The following is a 20420-nucleotide window of genomic DNA, read 5'->3' on the forward strand; positions in this document are numbered from 1 at the left end:
TTTCTTTTGTTCATTGATACTGAGACGTCAATCCCTAGAAGAACATTACCCGTTTGTACCAATTATTAGTATTGGATTCTTTCTTGCACTCTAAAAAAAGACAGTTTCCTGTCTTTTTTACATTTCCGATTCGTTCATTTCATCGTAAAAATCTTGGTAAAAATCTAATAAACGCTGATGCCTTGCTTTACCTATACGTTTGGCTTTTTCTGTCTCGAGTAAATCATAGAGCTTGACTAATTTTTCATCGAGATGTTCAATCGCGTTTCGTTTTAATGTGCGATAAGCTGATAAGGAATCGATCTCAACACTTTTTAGTGTCGGATCATAGAGCGGTGTCCCCTTACTTCCAGCATAATAAAATGTTCGCGCGATCCCAATAGCACCCATTGCATCGAGATAATCCGCATCCGATACGATTTGTGCAGATCGAATTTTATTTTGAACTCCAAATCCACCTTTATATCCAATTTGAGATACACCGAGAATAATTTCATCCTCAAAGCCCTCAAAATCAAGATTCCATTTCTTAAAAAGATTTTGTAGTGATAACTCGAGATTGTCTGTTTTCAATACTTTATCATCAAACACATCATGTAAATAAGCAATTGATTTTATTACGAACTCATTATCCGTTTCAGAAATTAAGCGTGAAGTGAGATTCACAACACGCTTAATATGATAATAATCATGACCTGATTTGTCCGCAGACATCATCTCAAAAATATTTTGATCAAGATTATTTAAAATAGAAATTTGATTATTGGATAGCATTATCCAAGAGTTCAAGCACTTCTTCTGTTGTTGCACAGTTTAGCGCTTTATCTGTTAATTCTTTCATATCTTCGTAACTTAAATCACGGATAATACGACGTGCTTCTAAAATTGATGAGGCTGACATCGAGAATTCATCAAGACCAAGTCCTAATAATAAAGGAATTGCCTTCTCATCCCCTGCCATTTCACCACACATTCCACACCATTTACCTTCTTTATGGGCACCATCAATCGTCATTTTTACAAGACGTAAAATGGAAGGATTATATGGTTGGTAGAGGTATGATACTTTTTCATTCATACGGTCAGCAGCCATTGAGTATTGGATTAAATCATTTGTTCCGATACTGAAGAAGTCTGCTTCTTTAGCAAATTGATCTGCAAGCATCGCTGCTGCAGGAATTTCTACCATCATTCCAAGTTCAATCTCATCACTATATGCAATACCTTCTTTTGATAGGTTTTTCTTTTCTTCTTCCACAATCGCTTTAGCATCACGGAATTCTTGAATTGTTGCAATCATTGGGAACATGATTGCTAATTTTCCATAAACACTTGCACGAAGAAGTGCACGAATTTGAACACGGAAAATATCTAATCGGTCAAGGCATAAACGAATTGCTCGATAACCTAAGAATGGATTCATCTCATGTGGAAATTTAAGGTATGATAATTCCTTATCTCCACCAATATCAAGTGTTCGAACGACTACACGACCAGGTGCCATGTTTTCAAGAACAGTCTTGTATGCTTCAAATTGTTCTTCTTCATTTGGTAATTCAGAAGCATCCATGTAAAGGAATTCTGTTCGATAAAGTCCAACAGCTTCTCCACCATTATTAACGACACCCTCTACATCATTAGGTGTACCAATATTTCCGGCAAGTTCAACGTGACGTCCATCTTTTGATACAGATTCAGCATCTTTTAACGCTAGAAGACTCTTACGGTGTTCTGCATATTCTGCAGCTTTTTTAGAGTACGAAGCTTTTTCTTCTTCAGATGGTTTAAAAATGATAACCCCTTCTAAAGCATCAAGAATCACTTCATCACCATGTTCACATTGGTCTAAAAGACTTCCTGCACCCACAACTGCTGGAATCTCTAAACTACGAGCCATAATTGCTGAGTGAGATGTACGTCCACCGATTTCGGTAGCAAAACCTTTAACAAAATTACGGTCCAATTGTGCTGTATCGGATGGTGTTAAATCTTCTGCAACTATTACAACTTCTTCACTAATTGTTGTTAAATCAGGAATGTTTAAGCCACAAGCATGACACTTCATACGATACGTCACATCTTTAATATCTGCAGCACGTTCACGGAAGTAAGGATCATCCATACTTTCAAACATACCAATAAACATATTACCAATTTCGTTAATTGCAAATTCTGCATTAACAGCATCATTTTTGATCATCTCTTCAATCTGACCCACAAATTCTGGATCTTGAGTAACCATTAAGTGAGCATCGAAAATTGCGAGTTCTTCATCAGCAAGACGTCCAACTGCATTTTCTTTAATCGCTGTAATATCCTTTTGAGTAGCAAGAACAGCATCTTGTAATTTTTTGATTTCCTCTTCGGCGTTTGCATCACGTTTTTCAATTTCTAAAACTGGATGTTGAAGTTTAAAAACCTTTGATACTGAAACACCTGCTGAAGCAGCAATACCTTTAATCATAGAATAATCTCCTTTTTCCCTAATTCATCATTGTCATTTTAGCACTTTTTACTAGCGTAATCAAAGTTTTTAGTAAAAGTTAGTATGAAACTTTGATGCTCAATATTGGAATAATCACATTCCAAACATTCCATCTCTATTACAGAGTTGCTCTTATACGCAATTTCCAATTTTTATTCTATCTTTTTCAGCCATCTGCTTTATCTTAGTTATAAAAAAAACAGACGATAACCGTCTGTCATTTCTCAATTACATTTTTTTTACTAATTTCATTCGAATAAATTCTTCACGCTCTTTTTCTTCGAGCGCATCTGAAATTGTTTTGATTTTAATCTCAAGATCTGGAATAACAATTTGTTCAAGTGCATTAGCTCGTTTTCGACTTTTCTCAATTGCTTTTGCAAGTCGATACATACCGTTGTCTAGTTCAGCTAGTTTTGCGGTATAGAGCTTAACCTGACGCATTTGCAAAAAAACTTCATCAAGTCTCGAATTACTTACACTAAGTGCATATGGAATTTTAACTTCCTTTTCCTCGATGGTTACTTTAGGTATTTCAATCCCCATAACAGATCGATAGACTATTTTAATGTCTTCTTCAACAGGCATTAATTTTGCAATGCGATCAATTACACCTAATGAAACATTTGCACGTTGTAAAGAAAGATATGCTTTATCGTAAGTTTCGTCGATCACATCACGCAATTCTTTAACGTCATCCATCATTTTGGATAACTCTTGCATGAGAATAACTCGTTTTCGATCCATTAGCTCGTAGCCCAACTTTGCTAATCGTAACGACTCTTTACATGCAAGTAAATTTCCTTTAGTAATTAACACGTTAGTGCATTCCTTCTAACAAGACTGCATCCACAAGTTCGGGGCTATTTTCTTTAAAATATACCACTGCAGCAGCATGATCATAATGCGCTTCAAGTAATTTTGAATCAAGGCGGTCAAGATCATGAATTGGTAGCAATGATAACAAATGCCAACCAATATCTAAGGTTTCAGCGACACCGCGGTTTGTTCCATCGCCTTGACCAACAAAATAGTTTTCAAAAATCTTACCGAAAGATAGGTATTTTTGATCCGCTTTCGAAAGTTCATCCAACCCGATAACTGAGGCTAAATTTCGAACATCAATTACTTTTGCATAGGCAGCAAAGAGTTGTGACGAAACACTTGAATGATCGCCCCGAGTTAAACCCTCTCCAATCCCGTCTTTCATTAGACGTGAGAGGGACGGTAAAACGTTTATGGGTGGATAGATTCCTTTTTGCGTCATGCCTCGATCCAGTACAATTTGACCTTCTGTAATATAACCTGTACAGTCCGCAATCGGGTGTGATATATCATCATTAGGCATTGTTAAAATAGGAATTTGAGTTAATGATCCAGTACTTCCTTCAACACATCCTGCTCGCTCATACATGCTTGCAAGATCTGAATAGAGATACCCTGGATATCCCTTTCGACCTGGAACTTCTTCTTTGGAAGAACTATATTCACGCAATGCTTCGCAATATGATGTAATGTCTGTCATCACAACAAGAATATGCATATTTTTTTCAAACGCAAGATATTCAGCCGCAGTAAGTGCAAATCGTGGTGTTAAAATTCGCTCAATGATTGGATCATTGGCAAGGTTTAAGAACATGGTTACGTGATCCATTACACCGTGTTCCATAAATGTCTGTTTAAAGAATGCCGCAACATCATGTTTTACTCCCATCGCAGCAAAGACAATAGCAAAATCTTCATTACTATCTCCATGCAACTTCGCTTGACGAACAATCTGTGCAGCAAGCTCATTATGGGATAACCCACTCCCTGAGAAAATCGGTAATTTTTGTCCACGAATAAGTGTGTTTAACCCGTCAATTGCGGAAACACCTGTATTAATATAATCTCGAGGATAAATTCTAGATACAGGATTAATAACTCGTCCATTAATATCCGAGAATTTCTCAGTAAACACGGGTCCTAATCCGTCGATTGGAACTCCAGAGCCACTAAAACTTCGACCTAATATTTCTTCAGAAAGACCAATCTCAATAGGCTTTCCAGTTAATCGTGTTAACATGTTTTTCTTCGACATGCCCTCAGTATTTTCAAAAACTTGAATTAATGCTCGCTCACCTTGCAATTCAATAATGCGTCCAAGACGTCTATGATTGTCATCATCTACAAGTTCCACGAGTTCATCAAAGGATGCGTTTTTAACACCTTCAATTGCTACTAGAGGACCATTAATACTCGATAATCCTTTAAATAATATACTCATATCGATCTCCTCCTATTGAATGGACGCAAGTGCGTCGTCTACTTTTTTATAGTATGCATCAAACTTTGATAAATCTTCATCAATGGCATATTTAATTCCCACAATTTCATCAAAAATATGGGTGTTTGTGATTGCGTTCATAGGTTTTTTATCATGTAGCACCAATTGACATTGTTGATATGTATAGTTAATGAGCTTCAACATTTCAAATTGCTTTTGGAGCGAAACAGAACTGTCGTACTCGTGAAATGCATTCTGTTGTAGGTATCCGACACGAATCACACGTCCCATTTCAAGCGTTAATTTTTGTCTATCTGCCAAGACATCCTGACCAATTAATTTCACAATCTCCATCAGACTTGTTTCTTCATTAAGAATAGATAGAATCATTTGTCGATACTCCAAAAACTCAGGTGCAATATGTTGATCATACCATCCATCTAATTGAACAAGATACTCACTATAGGATAAATTATAGTTTATAGATGGGAAATGACGAATGTACGCTAAAGCTTTATCTAAAGCCCAGAAACAACCAATAAAACGTTGCGTATTTTGTGTTACAGGCTCCGAAAAATCAGCACCTTGAGGTGATATCGCACCAATAATACTAATTGAACCCACATCACCATTGAGCGTATCAACAAACGAACTTCTTTCATAAAAGGCCGCTAACCTTGATGCAAGATAAGCTGGAAATCCTTCTTCTGCTGGCATTTCTTCAAGGCGTCCTGATAACTCTCGCAATGCTTCTGCCCAGCGTGACGTCGAATCAGCCATAAGGGCTACATGATAGCCCATATCACGGTAATACTCTGCAAAGGTAATTCCCGTATAGATAGAGGCCTCACGCGCTGCTACAGGCATGTTAGATGTATTTGCAATTAAAATGGTTCGTTCCATTAGCGTACGTCCCGTTTTTGGATCAATTAATTCTGAAAATTCTTCAAGAACCTGAGCCATTTCATTCCCACGTTCGCCACATCCAATATAGACAATAATATCGGCATCACACCATTTTGCAAGTTGATGTTGAAGCATTGTTTTACCTGCGCCAAAACCACCTGGAATTGCGGCACTACCGCCCTTTACAATTGGGAACAACGTGTCAATAACTCGTTGTCCCGTAATCAATGGTTGCTTCGCATCAATACGACGCGCAACAGGGCGTTCATGGCGAATTGGCCACATTACAGAAAGTGTAAACACGGTTCCATCTTCTAATGTTAACAGCGTATCATCAAGTTTATAAAGTCCATCTTGACACTCCGATACAATAGTTCCAGCCGTCGTAGCCATCAAACGATGCTCGATTGAACCTGTTTCTTCAAATGTTGCGTAAATCTGACCTAACTCAACAAAATCGCCTTTTGAAACGGAAAAATTCACGTGCCACTCACGATCTTCGGACAATGTACGCATACTTTGACCCACATCGAGATAGGAACCATATTTTTCAGACAATCCTTGGAGAGGACGCCCAATACCATCATAAATATTACCCAAAAGTCCAGGTCCTAACTCAATACTTAAGGGTTGGCCCGTATGTTCAATGGGTTCTCCAACTTTCATAGAAGATGTTGATTCATAAACCTGAATGGTCACGAAATCATCATCGATTCCAATAACTTCTCCTAATAATTTTTGATGTCCAACATACACCATCTCAGACATTGTGAAGTTATCAACATCTTGACTCTTAATAATTGGACCATTAATCCAATAAATTGTACTCATATTGATCACCTCTATATCCATAATTGACTTTCCTGAACAAAATATTTCATTGCATCATTAAATCGAGAATCCAATGTGTAATCATAAACAACATTGCCAACTTCACATAAAAACCCGCCAAGTTCAAGTTCAATAAACTCGATTGTTGCATTTTTTACATCAAATAATAACTGATCTTCTCTGCAAATCGAAATCACTACCGGCAGTGTTGGATCAAGATTTAAATCATCAAGACATTGATCGAGATAATTTTTATAGTCCTCCGATTTTCGAAAATGAACTACTTTCTCCTTAATTTCATTTCCAAATGAATCAAGCAATTCTTGACGACGCATTCTAAGACGCTTTTGCACACTGAATCTTAATTCCGATTCGACGCGACTGCGTTTTTTTTCTTCGCGATCTTTAATACTTCGAATACGTGATTTAATTGAATGTTCAACTTGAATTTTATATGCTGAAAGTTCTGAATCTACTTTTTCTTTTTGAGCACGTTGACTCATTTCTGTATAATTTCGTGCTTCTTCATCAATAATATTAACGATTTCTTTTGAAACCTTAGCTTTTTCTCCAGCCATTTATACCACCTCTCCGATAATTTTAGAAATTGTTTCATCAATCATCGATTGAACTTCATGAGATTTATGTCGGTCTGATATTTCAACAATTAAAGGACTCGACAGATTTAATTTTAAATCTTGAATATACTCACGATCTAAATCGAAAATTTTAGTTGTAAGTAAAACAATTCCAATATCAGCACTGTGAATTGCAGTTTCAAGTTCTTTTTTAAGTTCCTCTTTTTCGTGAACAACCACACCCTCAATACCAGCTAAACGTAGTCCCATTTGGGTATCGATGTTGTCACTGATAAGATACATTTTCATAATTTATTAATAATAAGAATAGCGATTAAGAGCCCATAAATCGCAACCCCTTCAGCAAGTGCAACGAAAATCATTGCTTTACCAAAGTTTTCACCCTTCTCAGAAATAGCACCAATTGCAGCAGGTGCCGCTTGACCAACAGCATATCCAGCACCAAGTACAGAACAGCCTACAGCAATCGAAGCAGCTAAATAAGCCATTCCCTGTGCATTACTTCCTTGAAACGCATTTGAGACAGCTTCATCAGCATGTGTATAACCACTAATCAAAACAACACCAATTAATGCTGCAAAGAAACATGATACTTGGAACCAAACTCGGAACTTCGCATTTTGTGGATCCACTTTTTTCTTATATACCGGTATAAGTGGTAACGTGATAAGACCAATTAAAAGCATTGGTCCGAGAATTTCAAATAATGATAATGACATAAATATTTCCTCCTTAGTAAACTGATTTAAATGGCTTTCCACCACCGTCGTAATAACGACTAAACATTTCATAATATTCCAAGCGTAATGTTTGAATACCCACAATAAGTCCTTCTAAACCGATAACGAAAATATTACCGAATATTAAGATTAAAATACCCGCATTTCCCGCCATCTCATTGAGAGTCATAACAACACTCATCATTCCAGCATGTGAAAGGACAAACCCTCCAACACGAAGAAATGACATCGTGTTGGCGATAAAACTTAATAAAACTTCAAATAATTCGAAGAAACTTTCGACTAAGTAACCACCCCAACCTTCATGGGGAGAGGCACTCATTTTATTCATAAGATTCGATAACGGTTCTTTAAATAAAATCATGACTAACGGTAAAACAATAAACAGGAAAATTGTTAGTGGATTGACAGCATTGATTCCTTGAGAATTTAATGCGACGGCCCCCATAATAAACCCGTAAAACATCAAGCCCGCAATACCGTTTTGACTGTAAATTGCGTTCGTGAAATCTTTTTTCTTTAACGATAAAAAGATATTGAGCACTATTGACATTAAAATCAAGACAACTCCAAGTGTGACTGTTGTTAAGAGCAACGTCATCGTGAAATCAGGACTTGTAACATGAATCGGTAATCCAAATGGCGCTAGAATTGGTTTCAAAATTTCTTCGTTTCCAAAAAACGAACCATAAATTAATCCAAAGAACATGGAGAACATTCCAATTCGGACCGCCACATCTCCAAGCTTAATCCCTTTTTTCTTAGATAAATAATACCCGCCTAATGCGATTACAAACCCTTGACCTAAATCGCCAAACATAATCCCAAACAGCAAGCAATATGTTATTGCAAAAAATGTAGTTGGATCAAATTCGCCATATTTAGGCAAACTGTACATTTCAACAAAAGTCTCAAACGGTCGAGAGAACCAACCATTCTTCAATCGTGTTGGCGGTAATAAACCTTCTTGCGTTGATGCATCAAAGTTTAAAACCTTCATTTCTTTTGGAAATAACGACTCAAAAACCGAAAGTCTTGTTTCTGGAATAAATCCAACAATTACCGCTTCTTGATTGTAGATTGTTATATATTTATAGTATGCCTCTTTCATCGATTGTTCTTTAATATATCCATACATATTCTCTAACAAATCGGCACATTCTTTTCTTAAACTATCATCCGCACCAATCGGTATCGCGAGCGGTTCAAAAAATAACGTCTCAAACATTGGGACAAGATGATTTTCATCTTCTTCCAAACAAATCCAAACAATCCAACCATACTGCTTCGTTCGATGCAATTCTGTGAATACAAATCGTTCATCATTGTGCAGTGTAATTTTAGATAATGAATTAGTAGGAATTCTTCCGAAATGTACACGGATAAAGCCCTCCTCTACTTGATCTAAAGGATACTCTCGCAACTTACTTAATGCTATTTTGTCATCATCATTTAAACTTGATAAAGACGATTCTTGTCGGTGAAGTGTATTATATCGTTGCTCAGCTTCTTGTAGAGCATTTTCAATTTGTTCCACTGAATAACTGCGATCATGGTTATCACTTAGCGTTAAATGTAAATCTGTAATAATACGCTCACATCGTGAAAGATAACTGTCATAAATTCGATCGTTGGGATATAACAACCCACCGTCTCCATCCTTTACAACCTCCGTCGCAAGTTCAGGATGAAAGTTTGGACAAGTCATAATATTGTCAATCATCGATAACACATTTTTAGGTTCCGTTGATACCATAACAAGTCTCATTTTTTCTATTGCCACTAAACCACCTCCTAAATAATCAGCAACTTAACAATTTCTTCGGGGCTCATCTGGTATCGAACTCCCTCAACAACATCAATAATATTCTCGATTTCTATTTTCAGTAAAAACATATAAGAGAACAAAATCACATCTGAATTTGTTGAAAAACGAATTTTTCGTTTCATGATACTATAGCGAATCATATCAAAGTAATATTCGATGTGACGGTCTCCTTCAAAATCCTCATACTTACCATAAGGTGTCTCTTTAAATGCTTCTAAAAAACTGTCTGCGTCGCAGTTAAAAATCCAATCTTGAAGTCTATTTTCTGAGATATAGTATGGTTCATAATGAACGCGTTTTAGAATCTCATTCGATGTCATATTAAAATACTTTTTCATTCGGTAAACGTTCGAAATATTTTCAAGTTCAATATTAATTCGAAAAACTTCGAGTAATTCTTTGTTGTTTGGTTCATGGCGAATTAGATCCAACATACGTTGGTTATAGAATATTTTTAAGCTATCTTCGCACTTTGAAATATCAACAACACTATCTGTAAGGAACGCGAGTGGTTTATTATAAGACGTATGTTCTAAATACTTATAAACCGCTTCAAATGTTGTGCATTGCGCTAAACCATATACATCAAATGACATAAGATGATTAAGATCTTCAACAAAGTCCTCCACAAAATGACTTGTTCCTGCATCAATCGCATGCAGAATAAATATTATTTGCGAGATTTCGACTTCGCGAACATAGAACTCATAAAAATGATGCTTACTAGTTTGAATAAACCGCATAAGACTTAAGAACTCTAAATGTGATTTTAAACGAATACGCTGTTCAAAAAAACCACGGTGAATCCCTTTTTCATTAATGCCTTCTAATACATCCTCGTATCGTGTTTCATTCTTCAAGAAACTTGCAATTCCCGGAATATCAGGCATTTCTAGCATCGATCGATAGTGTGCAGCCGTCAAATGTTGACTATAAAACGAACGTGCCTTTGTAGACATTGCATAATCACTTGCCATCTAATGTAGTAATTCTTTTAAAAAGAATTTGCTCCCATTCTTTTTTGGCTACATTAAACCGCTCGTCCAAGTCCTTGACACGTTCGTTATATTCATGATCTGACATAGGCTTAAGGCGTTCGTAGCGTGCATTAGACTCTTCTCGAATCTTTGCAGATTCGTGTTCAAATACTTCTGATAACGCATTATCTATCGATTTTTTTAATTCTTCAAAGTGTTCTTGATCAAATTCATTCGTCAACTCATGTTCATGAACCAACTGCTTTGCACTTTGATTTGCTTTCAATATTCGAAGAATATGTTCATCCATAATTTGCCCTCCTTAAAAAGACAAAACCTATAATACTCCTATCAAAAATAAATTTCAATAAAATATTCCTTTTTTTATTAAAACTTGGTATAATACACATTGTTGGAGAAATACCCAAGAGGCTGAAGGGGTCGGTCTCGAAAACCGATAGGAGTGAAAGCTCGCGAGGGTTCAAATCCCTCTTTCTCCGCCATAATAAAATTTCAACAATCACTTTGTAGTGATTGTTTTTTTATTAGCATGTATATCCACATTTAACCACTTTATTGATTTTAAATCAACAACTTACGCGATGTGTTCTTGATTATAAAGAAAAAAGACTCCGTTTGGAGTCTTTTGAATTAACGCATGTAGAATGGTTTTACTTGACGAGGTAAACCTTTTTCGTCAAACATAACTACTGGACGTCCTACTAATAGAGGTGCGATGTAGTCATGTGCTTCTTGAGTGATACCTGCAAATTCTGGTAAGATCCACTCAACTGGGAAGTTCTTAACATGGTTTGCGACATTGCTTGCATCTGTTGCAAAGAATTCAACATCGTATTCTTCTACACCTTCAACACGTTTAAGAGCTACCATTTTACCTGTAAATGATGGTTCCATTGAACGCATGTGTGCTGACATACCAAGTTTGAATGACTCATCAACATCTACTTTTGATTGTTCTGTAGCGTGTGAACGTTGAGCGTTACTTAAATCTTGAACTTTAGCTCGCTCTGAAATACCTGCTTCAAGAATCATTTCACGTAAAGCATTTCCTGCTCCACCAAGAACTGCATGGCCAAATGTATCATTTTTTGATTCACCAGCAGCTAAGTAAGTTCCATCTTCATAACGAACACCTTCACTTACAACGATATAGCATTTATTTTTTTCATCAATGTGTTTTTGAACTGTTTTCAAGAATGCTTCTTTATCGAACGCTAGTTCAGGAAGAACTACCATATCAACAACACCTGAAACACATGCACTTGCTGCTAACCAACCAGCATCGCGTCCCATTGTTTCAAGAATGAATACATCTTGACGTGTATAAACTGTACTATCCAACCATGTTTGGTAAGCAGTTGTAGCAATAAATTTCGCTGCACTTGCAAATCCTGGACAGTGATCGATAACCATAAGGTCATTATCAACAGTTTTTGGACAACCAACAAACTGGAATTCTGTATGTCCATTTGCTTCTGCATATTGTGACAATGCATACACTGTATCCATTGAGTCGTTTCCACCAACGTAGAACATTGTACGGATATCATGTTTTTCTAAAATTGTAAACAATTTTTCGAAATCTGCAACGTTCTCGCGTTTTAACTTATAACGACATGAACCTAAAGCACTTGAAGGTGTTTGACGTAAAACATTGTTTTCGTCTTCACTCATGTGTGTTAAATCCACAAATTTTTCTTCAAGAATTCCCTCAATTCCGTGAAGACCACCTAAAACCACATCATAAATTGGGTTCAGTTGGTTTGCTTTAACGATACCTGCAACAGTAGCGTTAATTACTGATGTTGGCCCACCTGATTGAGCCACTAAACATTTAGCCATATAGTAATCTACTCCTTTATTTTTTACCAATTCCTATTATACACAATAATATCAAAATAGCCAAATAAGAAAGCAATTTCTAAGCGTTTTCTTCTAAGATTTCAGAAACCTCAGCCCATTCATTTTCTCGGTTCTTAATTTCATTATGAATTTCATCTATCGTTTGATTTAATTCATTCATTTTTTCATAATCATGATAATAATCGGGATTGAACCGAAGTTCACGATGAATTTCTAAATCTTCATAATACTCAATCAGTTCTTCTTCAAGTTTCTTTTGTCTATTTTTATATTTTTTTAGATTAACATATTCTTTTTTGTTCGATTCCTTTTGCTCCATGGACTTTTGTTTGTTTTCACTTACAATCTCATTCATACTCTTTTCTGTGTGTTCAAGAACACCATCTTTTAAGAGCAATATATCCGTCGCAAGTTTTTCAATAAAATACCGATCATGCGAAACAAAAATCATAGTACCATCATAATGACTTAATGATTTTTCCAGTGCTTCTTTACCTTGGATATCAAGATGATTGGTTGGTTCATCAAGAACTAGAAGATTATCGTGACTGAGCATTAATTTAATTAAAGACAAACGAACACGTTCACCCCCAGAAAGAACCGAAACAGATTTAAAAACCTCTTCACCCTTAAAAAGAAATTGGCCTAAAGCAGTTCGAATTTCTGTATGATCTAACTGAGGGAAGTCATCCCATACTTCTTCTAAAACAGTTTTTTCCATAGAAAAGTCTAGAAGATTTTGGTCAAAATATCCCATTTCAATTTGATGTCCGAGTAAAATGTCACCACTGAGCGGTTCTAAACGTCCCGCCAAAGATTTTAGAAGCGTTGATTTTCCCGTACCATTATCACCGACAATTGCATAACGACGCCCCCTCGTAAAGGTTTGTGTCACGGTTGTTAAAGGTTTATCATAACCAATAACAAAATCACTTAAGGTTAAAACATCCTTTCCACCTCTTACTTGGGATTTAAATTCTGCTTTAAACTCTTTTGTTTTCGAATCCTTTGTCTCAAGTCGATCAATACGCTCGAGATACTTAATCTTTGATTGCGCAAAAGCTGCTTTATTTTTTTTATATCTAAATTTTTCAATTAGACCTTCAATACGTTCAATTTCTTTTTGTTGATTTCGAACTTTAATATTATGACGCTCAATATCTTTTTCTTTTAGAACTTGATATCCTGAGTAATTACTCGAATATCTTGTAGCAATGTAATCTTCAATCTCCACAACAACATTACATACACGATCTAAAAATAATCGGTCGTGCGATACCACAACGACAGAACCATCGTATGCATTAAGATACCCTTCGAGCCATTCAATCGTTGAAATATCGAGGTGGTTTGTCGGTTCATCAAGAAATAGAATATCTGGCTTGCTTAATAAGAGTCTTACGAACGCTAAACGTGTGATTTGACCTCCGGAAAATGTATTCAATGGTCGATTCAAATCTTCTACAGAAAAATTAAATTTTGTAAGAAGCGTATGAACTTCTGTCTCAATCGAGTATCCACCACGTCTTAAAAATTCAGTTTGAATACGGTCATATGATTTTAGAACCTTTTCACTATGATCAGTCTTCATAATTTGCTCTAAATCATGAAGTTGAGCCTGAAGTTGAGTTATGTCACTGTATGCCTCTGCGAAAAAATCTTTGAGGATCACTTGATCTTGCGTTATATGGATTTGCTCTAGAAATCCAGTCCGGATACCTGACTTCCAAAACACATTCCCTTTATCTAAAATTTCATTACCTGAGAGAACATTGAATAATGTTGTTTTCCCAACACCGTTGGCTCCAATAAGCGCAACTTTTTCATTCTCTTGTATAATTAAATTTAAATCTCTAAAAAGCTCCTGACTTCCAAAAGATTTAAATGCACTTTTAACTTGAACTAACATATACTTTCACCTAATTATTTTGAATACCCTAATTCTGCAAGAATTCCCGCTACCGTTGCATCAACAATTTTCGAATGTTCTTGTTTCCATGTCTTAAATGTTTCATCATCATTCATGAACCCATATTCAATTACAATCGATTGCATACCCTTGTTACTTGACGACGCAAATTGATTTAATTCGAGATATGTTTCATTCATACTTCCCGCCCCAGTAAAACGACCACCTGCTTCACGTATAGAATCAATGGAATCATACCCATCAACTTGTTCTGGATGATACACACCATCCATACTTCTACCTGAAGACCAGATCGATGGTTTTAAGGACGTTGTATACATAATGTTTTTCATAATATTTGTAGCGAGCTTATTAGAGGTAAAGTTAGAGTACATAATCGTTGCACCCTTATCACCTTCATATGGACTGTTCGGAAAACGCAATTGAATATAATACTTCGCACCAACATCGTAAGCAGTCTTTAGACGTCCATCCGGACCATTTAATGACTTCGGAAGCTTATCATCACGTGCAATCATTACCGTCAGTCCCTTAGCCTCTAACTGAGTTTTGATTCCTTCAGCGGTACGATACATTTCTTGACTTTCGATTAGATCCGAGCGTTGACCACCATAATCAATATTTCCATTCTCATCTTCAATAAATGCTGCTGGATCAATAACGATATCAATATTTTCTTTCGGTGTTTCTACTGATGAAACCTCTAAAAATACATAATTATCATTCATAACTTCTTGATCGTCATTAAACAAATCCTTATCCGCGATAATTCGAATTTTTTTAGAATAGCCATCCTTGGATACGGAATAAAAGACGTCATCAATTTTATTGTCTGATCGAAGTGACAACTGCTTGAGCCCTTCTAGTATTTTAATTTGATAAAAACCATCTTCAAGCATCTCCATTGGAATTTTATTGTCCAAATCAACGTTCATCATATAGACACTTTCTTCATTTTTACAAAGGTTATTCAAAAACACAGTTTTGCCATCAAAAGGATCTTGTTCATGAACTGTGTATGATTTATTATACAATCCTAACGTTTGTCCATAGATACCATAATCATTCAAATCAATGGGCGGTTGATGTTCTAAATGTGCAAGGATTTCTTGTGTTTGAACAAAATCCGTCTTACATATCGAAAAATGAGAATCCATTTCTTGATTTGCAGGCTTATAAAGGTCATAAACAGCATAAACTAGCAGCCCTACTAATAGAATAAAAGGAACTACAATTTTGTAGTTCGCTCTTTTTCTTTCTTTTGGAACATAATTTGATTTAAAATCCATGTCCTACTCCTAGTAATCTAAATGACGTGGTGTACGTGCAAATGGAAGCACATCACGAATATTAGTCATTGAAGTAATATACATTAAGAAACGCTCGAATCCAATTCCAAATCCTGCATGCTTGACACCACCATAACGTCTTAAATCAAGATACCATTCAAGACTCTCTTTTGGTATATCAAGTTCTTCCATACGTTTTTCAAGGACATCAAGACGCTCTTCACGCTGTGATCCACCTACGAGTTCACCAACGTGCGGAACGAGTAAATCACAAGCTGCTACGGTTTTACCATCATCGTTGAGACGCATATAGAATGACTTAATTTCTTTAGGGTAGTCCGTAATGAATACAGGTCCTTTAACAACTTCTTCACTAATAAAACGTTCGTGTTCTGACTGCAAGTCCGTTCCCCATTCAACTTTATATTCAAAGCGGTCATTCTCTTTTTGAAGTAACTCGACTGCTTCAGTATAAGTCATTCGCTTGAATTCACTTGAGAGTAATTGATTGAGTCGCTCTAACAATGATGTATCAATACGTTCATTGAAGAATTTCATTTCCTCAGGTGCATTTTCAAGGACATATTCAATACAATATTTTACAAGGTCTTCGATTAAATTCATATTGTCTTCGAGATCTGCAAACGCAATCTCTGGCTCAACCATCCAAAATTCACTTGCATGGCGGGCTGTATTTGAGTTTTCTGCACGGAAAGTTGGACCAAATGTATACACATCCCTAAATGCAAGTGCGAAAGCTTCTGCATGCAATTGTCCAGATACCGTAAGGCTTGCCTTTTTTCCGAAGAAATCCTTTTCATATTTTGCATCATCACGTGTTGTAACAACAAACGCTTCTCCTGCGCCTTCAGCATCATTTCCAGTAATAACTGGGGTATGAACGTAAACAAATCCTTGGTTTTGGAAAAATTCATGAATTGCCATTGAAAGCACCGATCGAACACGGAAAACTGCCATGAATGAGTTGGTACGAACGCGTAAATGAGCAATCTCACGTAAATACTCGTAGCTATGGCGTTTTTTCTGTAACGGATAGTCTGAACTGCATTCACCTTCCAACTTGACTTCTTTAACTTCAATTTCAAAAGGTTGTTTACCATCAGGTGTTACTTTAAACAAACCTGTTACGGTAATGGCTGTTCCTGTATTATATTTACCAATTTCATCATAATTTTCAAGATTTGCTGCATATACACATTGAGCACTTCTAAAATAGGTTCCGTCGTTCAGTTCTATAAACCCAACATTTTTCCCTTTGCGGTTGGTTCGAACCCAACCTTGCAATTGAACAAACTCAATTGCATCTACTTCAATTTCCGATCCATATGCTAATAAGTCATAGCACTCTCGTATTGTTAAATATGAAATCATCTTTACACCTCAACTATTTTTAACGAATATTATTAGTTTGGAAAATTAATTCCTGAACCGTAGATACGACATCTACAGTTTTTACGATTACATGTTTTGGAACTTGAATATGTTCACTCGAAAAGTCAACAATTCCTACAATTCCTAAATCCACAAGTTTATCGATTGTTTCTTGCACATTTTTTGAAACCGTTACGATAGCAATGCGACATCCTTTGGGCATTCGCTCTTCCAACTCACTCATATGGTAAATCGGAATGTCCGATGCCTCCCCTAATTTATTAGGATCAATATCAAATGCACACGCAATTTCTCCAACTACGTGATTCCAACGATTATAATTTAGAATAGCACGCCCTAAATTACCGGCACCCACTAAAATCAACTCTTCTTCAAAACTCACACCTAAAAGATTATCAAACGTTTCAATTAACGTTTTCACATCATAACCATATCCTTGCTTACCGAGAGAACCAATAAACGAAAAATCACGACGAATTGTAGTAGATTCAATATCTACAAATAAAGATAATTCTCGCGATAAAATACGTTCAACTCCCATATTATAGAGTTTTCTTAATGCCTTTAAATATATTGGGTACCTTTGCATAGTTGCCTTTGGTACATTAGATATATTACTCATGATATCACCACCGTGTAAATCATATCACAAAGTCTTCCTATATTAAATGTGAAAACTTTAATAAGAAATTAGTTGTTTGTTAGAAAGCGCCGATATTTCACAATCTCCGCGCACACCTTTATCATAAGCGATTTGACCAGCTAATCCGATCATGGCCGCTTGATCCATACATGCCCAAAGTGGCGGAACTAAAATATTTAAGTTTGGATATTTTATATTTAAATCTACAATTTGTTTACGAACCTCTGAGTTAGCAGCGACCCCGCCTGCCAACACAAGCGATTTATATTGAATTGTTGAGTTCTCAAGAGCGTATTCAACACGTGACATGAGCTCTCTAACCGCTGCATGCTGGAATGCATATGCAACATCTTCTACAATAACCTCACGACCATTGCGCTCCTCACGAAGCGTTAATTGTCTCACTGCAGATTTTAGTCCGCTAAAAGAGAAATCCAGTGGATTTTCTGTTTTTACTTTTGGTAATTGATAATTCGTTTTTCCTGTCTGTGCGAGTTTGTCAATTACCGGTCCGCCGGGATAGCCTAATCCAAGTAGACGCGAAACCTTATCAAATGCCTCTCCTACAGCATCATCCTGAGTCTTACCAATTACTTCGAATTGATATTCATCGATCATTGAGACGAGCTCAGTATGACCTCCCGAAATAACAAGAGCAAGCAATGGAAATTTCAAATCTCCAACCAATTTATTGGCATAAATATGACCCGCAATATGGTGTACTGGTACCAAAGGTTTTCCTAAACTCCAGGCAATTGTTTTGGCTGCCATAACACCTACGTGTAAAGACCCAATTAAACCGGGTCCTTGTGTAACAGCAATCGCATCCACGTCCTCAATTTTTATATCTGCTTTGTTTAAAGCATCCTTAATTACGATGTTGATGTTTTCTACATGAAGTCTTGAAGCGACTTCTGGAAAAACACCACCATATTGTTTATGAATTTCAATTTGAGTTGATACCGAGTTACTTAAAACCTCAATACCGTCTTTAATTATTGCGCAAGATGTTTCATCACAACTTGACTCTATAGCTAATATTAACATTTATAACACCTTTCTCATCACAATTGCATTTCTGTTTGTACCATAATAATTTTGACGAATTGATATCATTTCAAAATTAAATTTTAGATAGAATTGGAGTGCATTTGTATTATTTTCTTCAACTTCTAAGAAGATTTCTTTTACCTTGTAATTTGTGGAAATACTACATAGATGATTCATAAGTTTCTTTCCATAACCTTGGGATTGATAATCTGGATGAATTGCAATTTGGAGTATATCACATGTATCTCCAATCAACCTAAGACTATAAAAACCAATCACGCTATGATTCGTTTCAATGACATCCACCACGGAATTTGTGTTTGATAGTTCATCCAAATATTGTTTTTCAGTCCAATGCGAAGCAAGTGTAAGTTGATCAATTTGAATAATTGCTTGAACATCATCAATTGTTGCGTTACGAATCATTATTTGATGTAATTCGGAACAAGTAAATCAATATTTGTTTCTACTTCCCAAGAGTCCTTTACATCAAGAATATTCAGTATAATGCGTGGGTTTTCTGATTTTTGATCCAACAAATCCAGATCACCAAATAAATCAAGATCAATATCCTTTAATTCATCCATCATATATATACGCTCATCATTAACTATACCATTTGATACATAAGCACCGAATACACGACCTGATCGTGCATCAATGAATGAGAAACCATTATTATTTCCAGATAAAGAAAGCAATGTATTAACTTTATAAACCTTTAGTTTATGATTAGTCAGTGCAAATGTTTTAGCGAAAGTCATCCCAATTCTTAAACCAGTGTAACTTCCTGGTCCACTTGTAATTACGACTTGGTCGATATCCATAGGAACCAATTTAGCTTCTCGAATTGCTTCATCCACATAAGTTAATAAAAATTCAGATTGCTTTTTATCCATAAGAGATTGTTTATTTACTTTCAAGGTCCCATCAACCTCCAAGCCAACAGCAAGAAATTTATGCGATGTATCAATAATTAGTGTATTCATTAATTCAGCTCCTCAATTGTAATTGTTCTCTCATTTTCATCATCATAATCAAGAGTTATTAGATAGTCTATTTTGAAATCCAAGTCATCCAGATATTTTCCCCATTCGAGTACGACAACATTTTCATCGTCTAACAAATCAAATAAACCAATCGCATCCGAAGAAACACCTTCTAATCGATATGCATCAATATGTTTTAAATTCAGTCGACCGTCGTATTCCTTTAGAATCGTAAATGTCGGACTACTAATTGTCTCAGAAATATTTAAACCCTTCGCAAGGCCTTTTGTAAACGCAGTTTTTCCAACGCCTAGATCACCTGCTAAAGATATAAGGCAACCCTTTGACAGACTTTGTCCAAATTGCTCTCCTAATTGCATTGTCTCAGTTACTGAGTATGTTTTTATTTGTTTTTTCATTTTCATCACCATCCGAATAATTATATCACACTTCTTACACAAATATAAAAAAAAGACACTCTAAATAGAGTGTCAAATTACCTGGCGATGAACTATCTTCACTAGCGCTTGGCTAGATATTGTCGCCGCTAAAGTGCTTAACTTCTGTGTTCGAGATGGGAACAGGTGTGA

Annotated in this window: 20 protein-coding genes, 1 tRNA gene and 1 rRNA gene; 1 reads left to right on the forward strand and 21 read right to left on the reverse strand. The window is 36.0% G+C overall.

What is annotated here, in order from left to right; genetic code table 11:
* Positions 1–117 precede the first annotated feature (117 nt).
* The 11 genes from EPJ90_RS06505 to EPJ90_RS06555 all read right to left on the reverse strand — a co-directional run bounded on the left by EPJ90_RS06505 (position 118) and on the right by EPJ90_RS06555 (position 10942).
* A complete protein-coding gene (locus tag EPJ90_RS06505; protein WP_237558321.1) occupies positions 118–789 on the reverse strand; it encodes an HD domain-containing protein in 672 nt (223 codons plus the stop codon).
* Positions 761–2464: a phosphoenolpyruvate--protein phosphotransferase gene (gene ptsP / locus EPJ90_RS06510; protein ID WP_161637506.1), complete on the reverse strand. Its 1704-nt coding sequence runs from the start codon at positions 2462–2464 to the stop codon at positions 761–763. Before ptsP ends, EPJ90_RS06505 begins: the two co-directional genes overlap by 29 nt.
* Positions 2465–2713: 249 nt before the next feature.
* Positions 2714–3304 (reverse strand): V-type ATP synthase subunit D, encoded by a 591-nt coding sequence (locus tag EPJ90_RS06515; RefSeq protein WP_161637505.1) that lies wholly within the window; start codon positions 3302–3304, stop codon positions 2714–2716.
* A 1-nt stretch (position 3305) separates the two neighbouring features.
* Complete coding sequence (locus EPJ90_RS06520; RefSeq protein WP_161637504.1) at positions 3306–4751, reverse strand: V-type ATP synthase subunit B; 1446 nt, start codon at positions 4749–4751, stop codon at positions 3306–3308.
* 12 nt (positions 4752–4763) lie between these two features.
* A complete protein-coding gene (locus tag EPJ90_RS06525; protein WP_161637503.1) occupies positions 4764–6488 on the reverse strand; it encodes a V-type ATP synthase subunit A in 1725 nt (574 codons plus the stop codon).
* An 11-nt stretch (positions 6489–6499) separates the two neighbouring features.
* Positions 6500–7066, reverse strand: coding sequence for a V-type ATP synthase subunit E (locus EPJ90_RS06530; RefSeq protein WP_161637502.1), 567 nt, complete (start codon positions 7064–7066; stop codon positions 6500–6502).
* Positions 7067–7375 (reverse strand): V-type ATP synthase subunit F, encoded by a 309-nt coding sequence (locus EPJ90_RS06535; RefSeq protein WP_161637501.1) that lies wholly within the window; start codon positions 7373–7375, stop codon positions 7067–7069.
* Positions 7372–7806 (reverse strand): ATP synthase subunit C, encoded by a 435-nt coding sequence (locus tag EPJ90_RS06540; protein WP_125164357.1) that lies wholly within the window; start codon positions 7804–7806, stop codon positions 7372–7374. Before EPJ90_RS06540 ends, EPJ90_RS06535 begins: the two co-directional genes overlap by 4 nt.
* A gap of 13 nt (positions 7807–7819) precedes the next feature.
* Entirely contained in the window at positions 7820–9610 is a 1791-nt protein-coding gene (locus EPJ90_RS06545; RefSeq protein WP_161637500.1) for a V-type ATPase 116kDa subunit family protein, read from the reverse strand.
* 11 nt (positions 9611–9621) lie between these two features.
* Positions 9622–10632: a V-type ATPase subunit gene (locus tag EPJ90_RS06550; protein ID WP_161637499.1), complete on the reverse strand. Its 1011-nt coding sequence runs from the start codon at positions 10630–10632 to the stop codon at positions 9622–9624.
* Complete coding sequence (locus EPJ90_RS06555; protein WP_125164354.1) at positions 10622–10942, reverse strand: hypothetical protein; 321 nt, start codon at positions 10940–10942, stop codon at positions 10622–10624. Before EPJ90_RS06555 ends, EPJ90_RS06550 begins: the two co-directional genes overlap by 11 nt.
* 104 nt (positions 10943–11046) lie before the next feature.
* Here EPJ90_RS06555 and EPJ90_RS06560 point away from each other — a divergent pair.
* Positions 11047–11135 (forward strand) — tRNA-Ser (locus EPJ90_RS06560).
* A 148-nt stretch (positions 11136–11283) separates the two neighbouring features.
* On the opposite strand, the gene EPJ90_RS06565 is transcribed toward EPJ90_RS06560, so the two are convergent.
* The 10 genes from EPJ90_RS06565 to rrf all read right to left on the reverse strand — a co-directional run.
* Entirely contained in the window at positions 11284–12495 is a 1212-nt protein-coding gene (locus EPJ90_RS06565; RefSeq protein WP_125164353.1) for a diphosphate--fructose-6-phosphate 1-phosphotransferase, read from the reverse strand.
* Between the two features lie 79 nt (positions 12496–12574).
* Positions 12575–14425: an ABC-F family ATP-binding cassette domain-containing protein gene (locus tag EPJ90_RS06570; protein WP_161637498.1), complete on the reverse strand. Its 1851-nt coding sequence runs from the start codon at positions 14423–14425 to the stop codon at positions 12575–12577.
* Between the two features lie 14 nt (positions 14426–14439).
* Positions 14440–15735, reverse strand: coding sequence for an N-acetylmuramoyl-L-alanine amidase (locus tag EPJ90_RS06575; protein ID WP_200542827.1), 1296 nt, complete (start codon positions 15733–15735; stop codon positions 14440–14442).
* A gap of 9 nt (positions 15736–15744) precedes the next feature.
* Positions 15745–17127 (reverse strand): asparagine--tRNA ligase, encoded by a 1383-nt coding sequence (gene asnS / locus EPJ90_RS06580; RefSeq protein WP_161637496.1) that lies wholly within the window; start codon positions 17125–17127, stop codon positions 15745–15747.
* Between the two features lie 19 nt (positions 17128–17146).
* Positions 17147–17770 carry a redox-sensing transcriptional repressor Rex gene (locus EPJ90_RS06585; RefSeq protein ID WP_003774010.1) on the reverse strand — a complete coding sequence of 208 codons (624 nt, stop codon included), beginning with the start codon at positions 17768–17770 and terminating at the stop codon, positions 17147–17149.
* Between the two features lie 57 nt (positions 17771–17827).
* On the reverse strand, positions 17828–18838 hold the full coding sequence (gene tsaD / locus EPJ90_RS06590) for a tRNA (adenosine(37)-N6)-threonylcarbamoyltransferase complex transferase subunit TsaD (protein WP_161637495.1): 1011 nt from the start codon (positions 18836–18838) through the stop codon (positions 17828–17830).
* On the reverse strand, positions 18839–19267 hold the full coding sequence (gene rimI, locus EPJ90_RS06595; protein WP_161637494.1) for a ribosomal protein S18-alanine N-acetyltransferase: 429 nt from the start codon (positions 19265–19267) through the stop codon (positions 18839–18841).
* Complete coding sequence (gene tsaB / locus EPJ90_RS06600) at positions 19267–19830, reverse strand: tRNA (adenosine(37)-N6)-threonylcarbamoyltransferase complex dimerization subunit type 1 TsaB (RefSeq protein WP_200542828.1); 564 nt, start codon at positions 19828–19830, stop codon at positions 19267–19269. The genes rimI and tsaB overlap by 1 nt, the downstream gene beginning before the upstream one ends.
* Entirely contained in the window at positions 19830–20249 is a 420-nt protein-coding gene (gene tsaE, locus EPJ90_RS06605) for a tRNA (adenosine(37)-N6)-threonylcarbamoyltransferase complex ATPase subunit type 1 TsaE (RefSeq protein WP_125164346.1), read from the reverse strand. The genes tsaB and tsaE overlap by 1 nt, the downstream gene beginning before the upstream one ends.
* 79 nt (positions 20250–20328) lie before the next feature.
* Positions 20329–20420: ribosomal RNA gene (gene rrf, locus EPJ90_RS08735) — 5S ribosomal RNA — on the reverse strand; the annotation flags it as partial.

It is taken from the genome of Erysipelothrix sp. strain 2 (EsS2-7-Brazil) (genome assembly GCF_016617655.1).
Taxonomy (GTDB): Bacteria; Bacillota_I; Bacilli_A; order Erysipelotrichales; family Erysipelotrichaceae; genus Erysipelothrix; species Erysipelothrix piscisicarius.

Excerpts from the sequence above, each read along its gene's own strand:
- ptsP (WP_161637506.1), bottom strand. The coding sequence starts at position 2,464 with ATGATTAAAGGTATTGCTGCTTCAGCAGGTGTTTCAGTATCAAAGGTT.
- EPJ90_RS06520 (WP_161637504.1), bottom strand. The coding sequence starts at position 4,751 with ATGAGTATATTATTTAAAGGATTATCGAGTATTAATGGTCCTCTAGTA.
- EPJ90_RS06525 (WP_161637503.1), bottom strand. The coding sequence starts at position 6,488 with ATGAGTACAATTTATTGGATTAATGGTCCAATTATTAAGAGTCAAGAT.
- EPJ90_RS06530 (WP_161637502.1), bottom strand. The coding sequence starts at position 7,066 with ATGGCTGGAGAAAAAGCTAAGGTTTCAAAAGAAATCGTTAATATTATT.
- EPJ90_RS06535 (WP_161637501.1), bottom strand. The coding sequence starts at position 7,375 with ATGAAAATGTATCTTATCAGTGACAACATCGATACCCAAATGGGACTA.
- EPJ90_RS06540 (WP_125164357.1), bottom strand. The coding sequence starts at position 7,806 with ATGTCATTATCATTATTTGAAATTCTCGGACCAATGCTTTTAATTGGT.
- EPJ90_RS06550 (WP_161637499.1), bottom strand. The coding sequence starts at position 10,632 with ATGGCAAGTGATTATGCAATGTCTACAAAGGCACGTTCGTTTTATAGT.
- EPJ90_RS06555 (WP_125164354.1), bottom strand. The coding sequence starts at position 10,942 with ATGGATGAACATATTCTTCGAATATTGAAAGCAAATCAAAGTGCAAAG.
- EPJ90_RS06565 (WP_125164353.1), bottom strand. The coding sequence starts at position 12,495 with ATGGCTAAATGTTTAGTGGCTCAATCAGGTGGGCCAACATCAGTAATT.
- EPJ90_RS06570 (WP_161637498.1), bottom strand. The coding sequence starts at position 14,425 with ATGTTAGTTCAAGTTAAAAGTGCATTTAAATCTTTTGGAAGTCAGGAG.
- EPJ90_RS06575 (WP_200542827.1), bottom strand. The coding sequence starts at position 15,735 with ATGGATTTTAAATCAAATTATGTTCCAAAAGAAAGAAAAAGAGCGAAC.
- asnS (WP_161637496.1), bottom strand. The coding sequence starts at position 17,127 with ATGATTTCATATTTAACAATACGAGAGTGCTATGACTTATTAGCATAT.
- EPJ90_RS06585 (WP_003774010.1), bottom strand. The coding sequence starts at position 17,770 with ATGAGTAATATATCTAATGTACCAAAGGCAACTATGCAAAGGTACCCA.
- tsaD (WP_161637495.1), bottom strand. The coding sequence starts at position 18,838 with ATGTTAATATTAGCTATAGAGTCAAGTTGTGATGAAACATCTTGCGCA.
- rimI (WP_161637494.1), bottom strand. The coding sequence starts at position 19,267 with ATGATTCGTAACGCAACAATTGATGATGTTCAAGCAATTATTCAAATT.
- tsaB (WP_200542828.1), bottom strand. The coding sequence starts at position 19,830 with ATGAATACACTAATTATTGATACATCGCATAAATTTCTTGCTGTTGGC.
- tsaE (WP_125164346.1), bottom strand. The coding sequence starts at position 20,249 with ATGAAAAAACAAATAAAAACATACTCAGTAACTGAGACAATGCAATTA.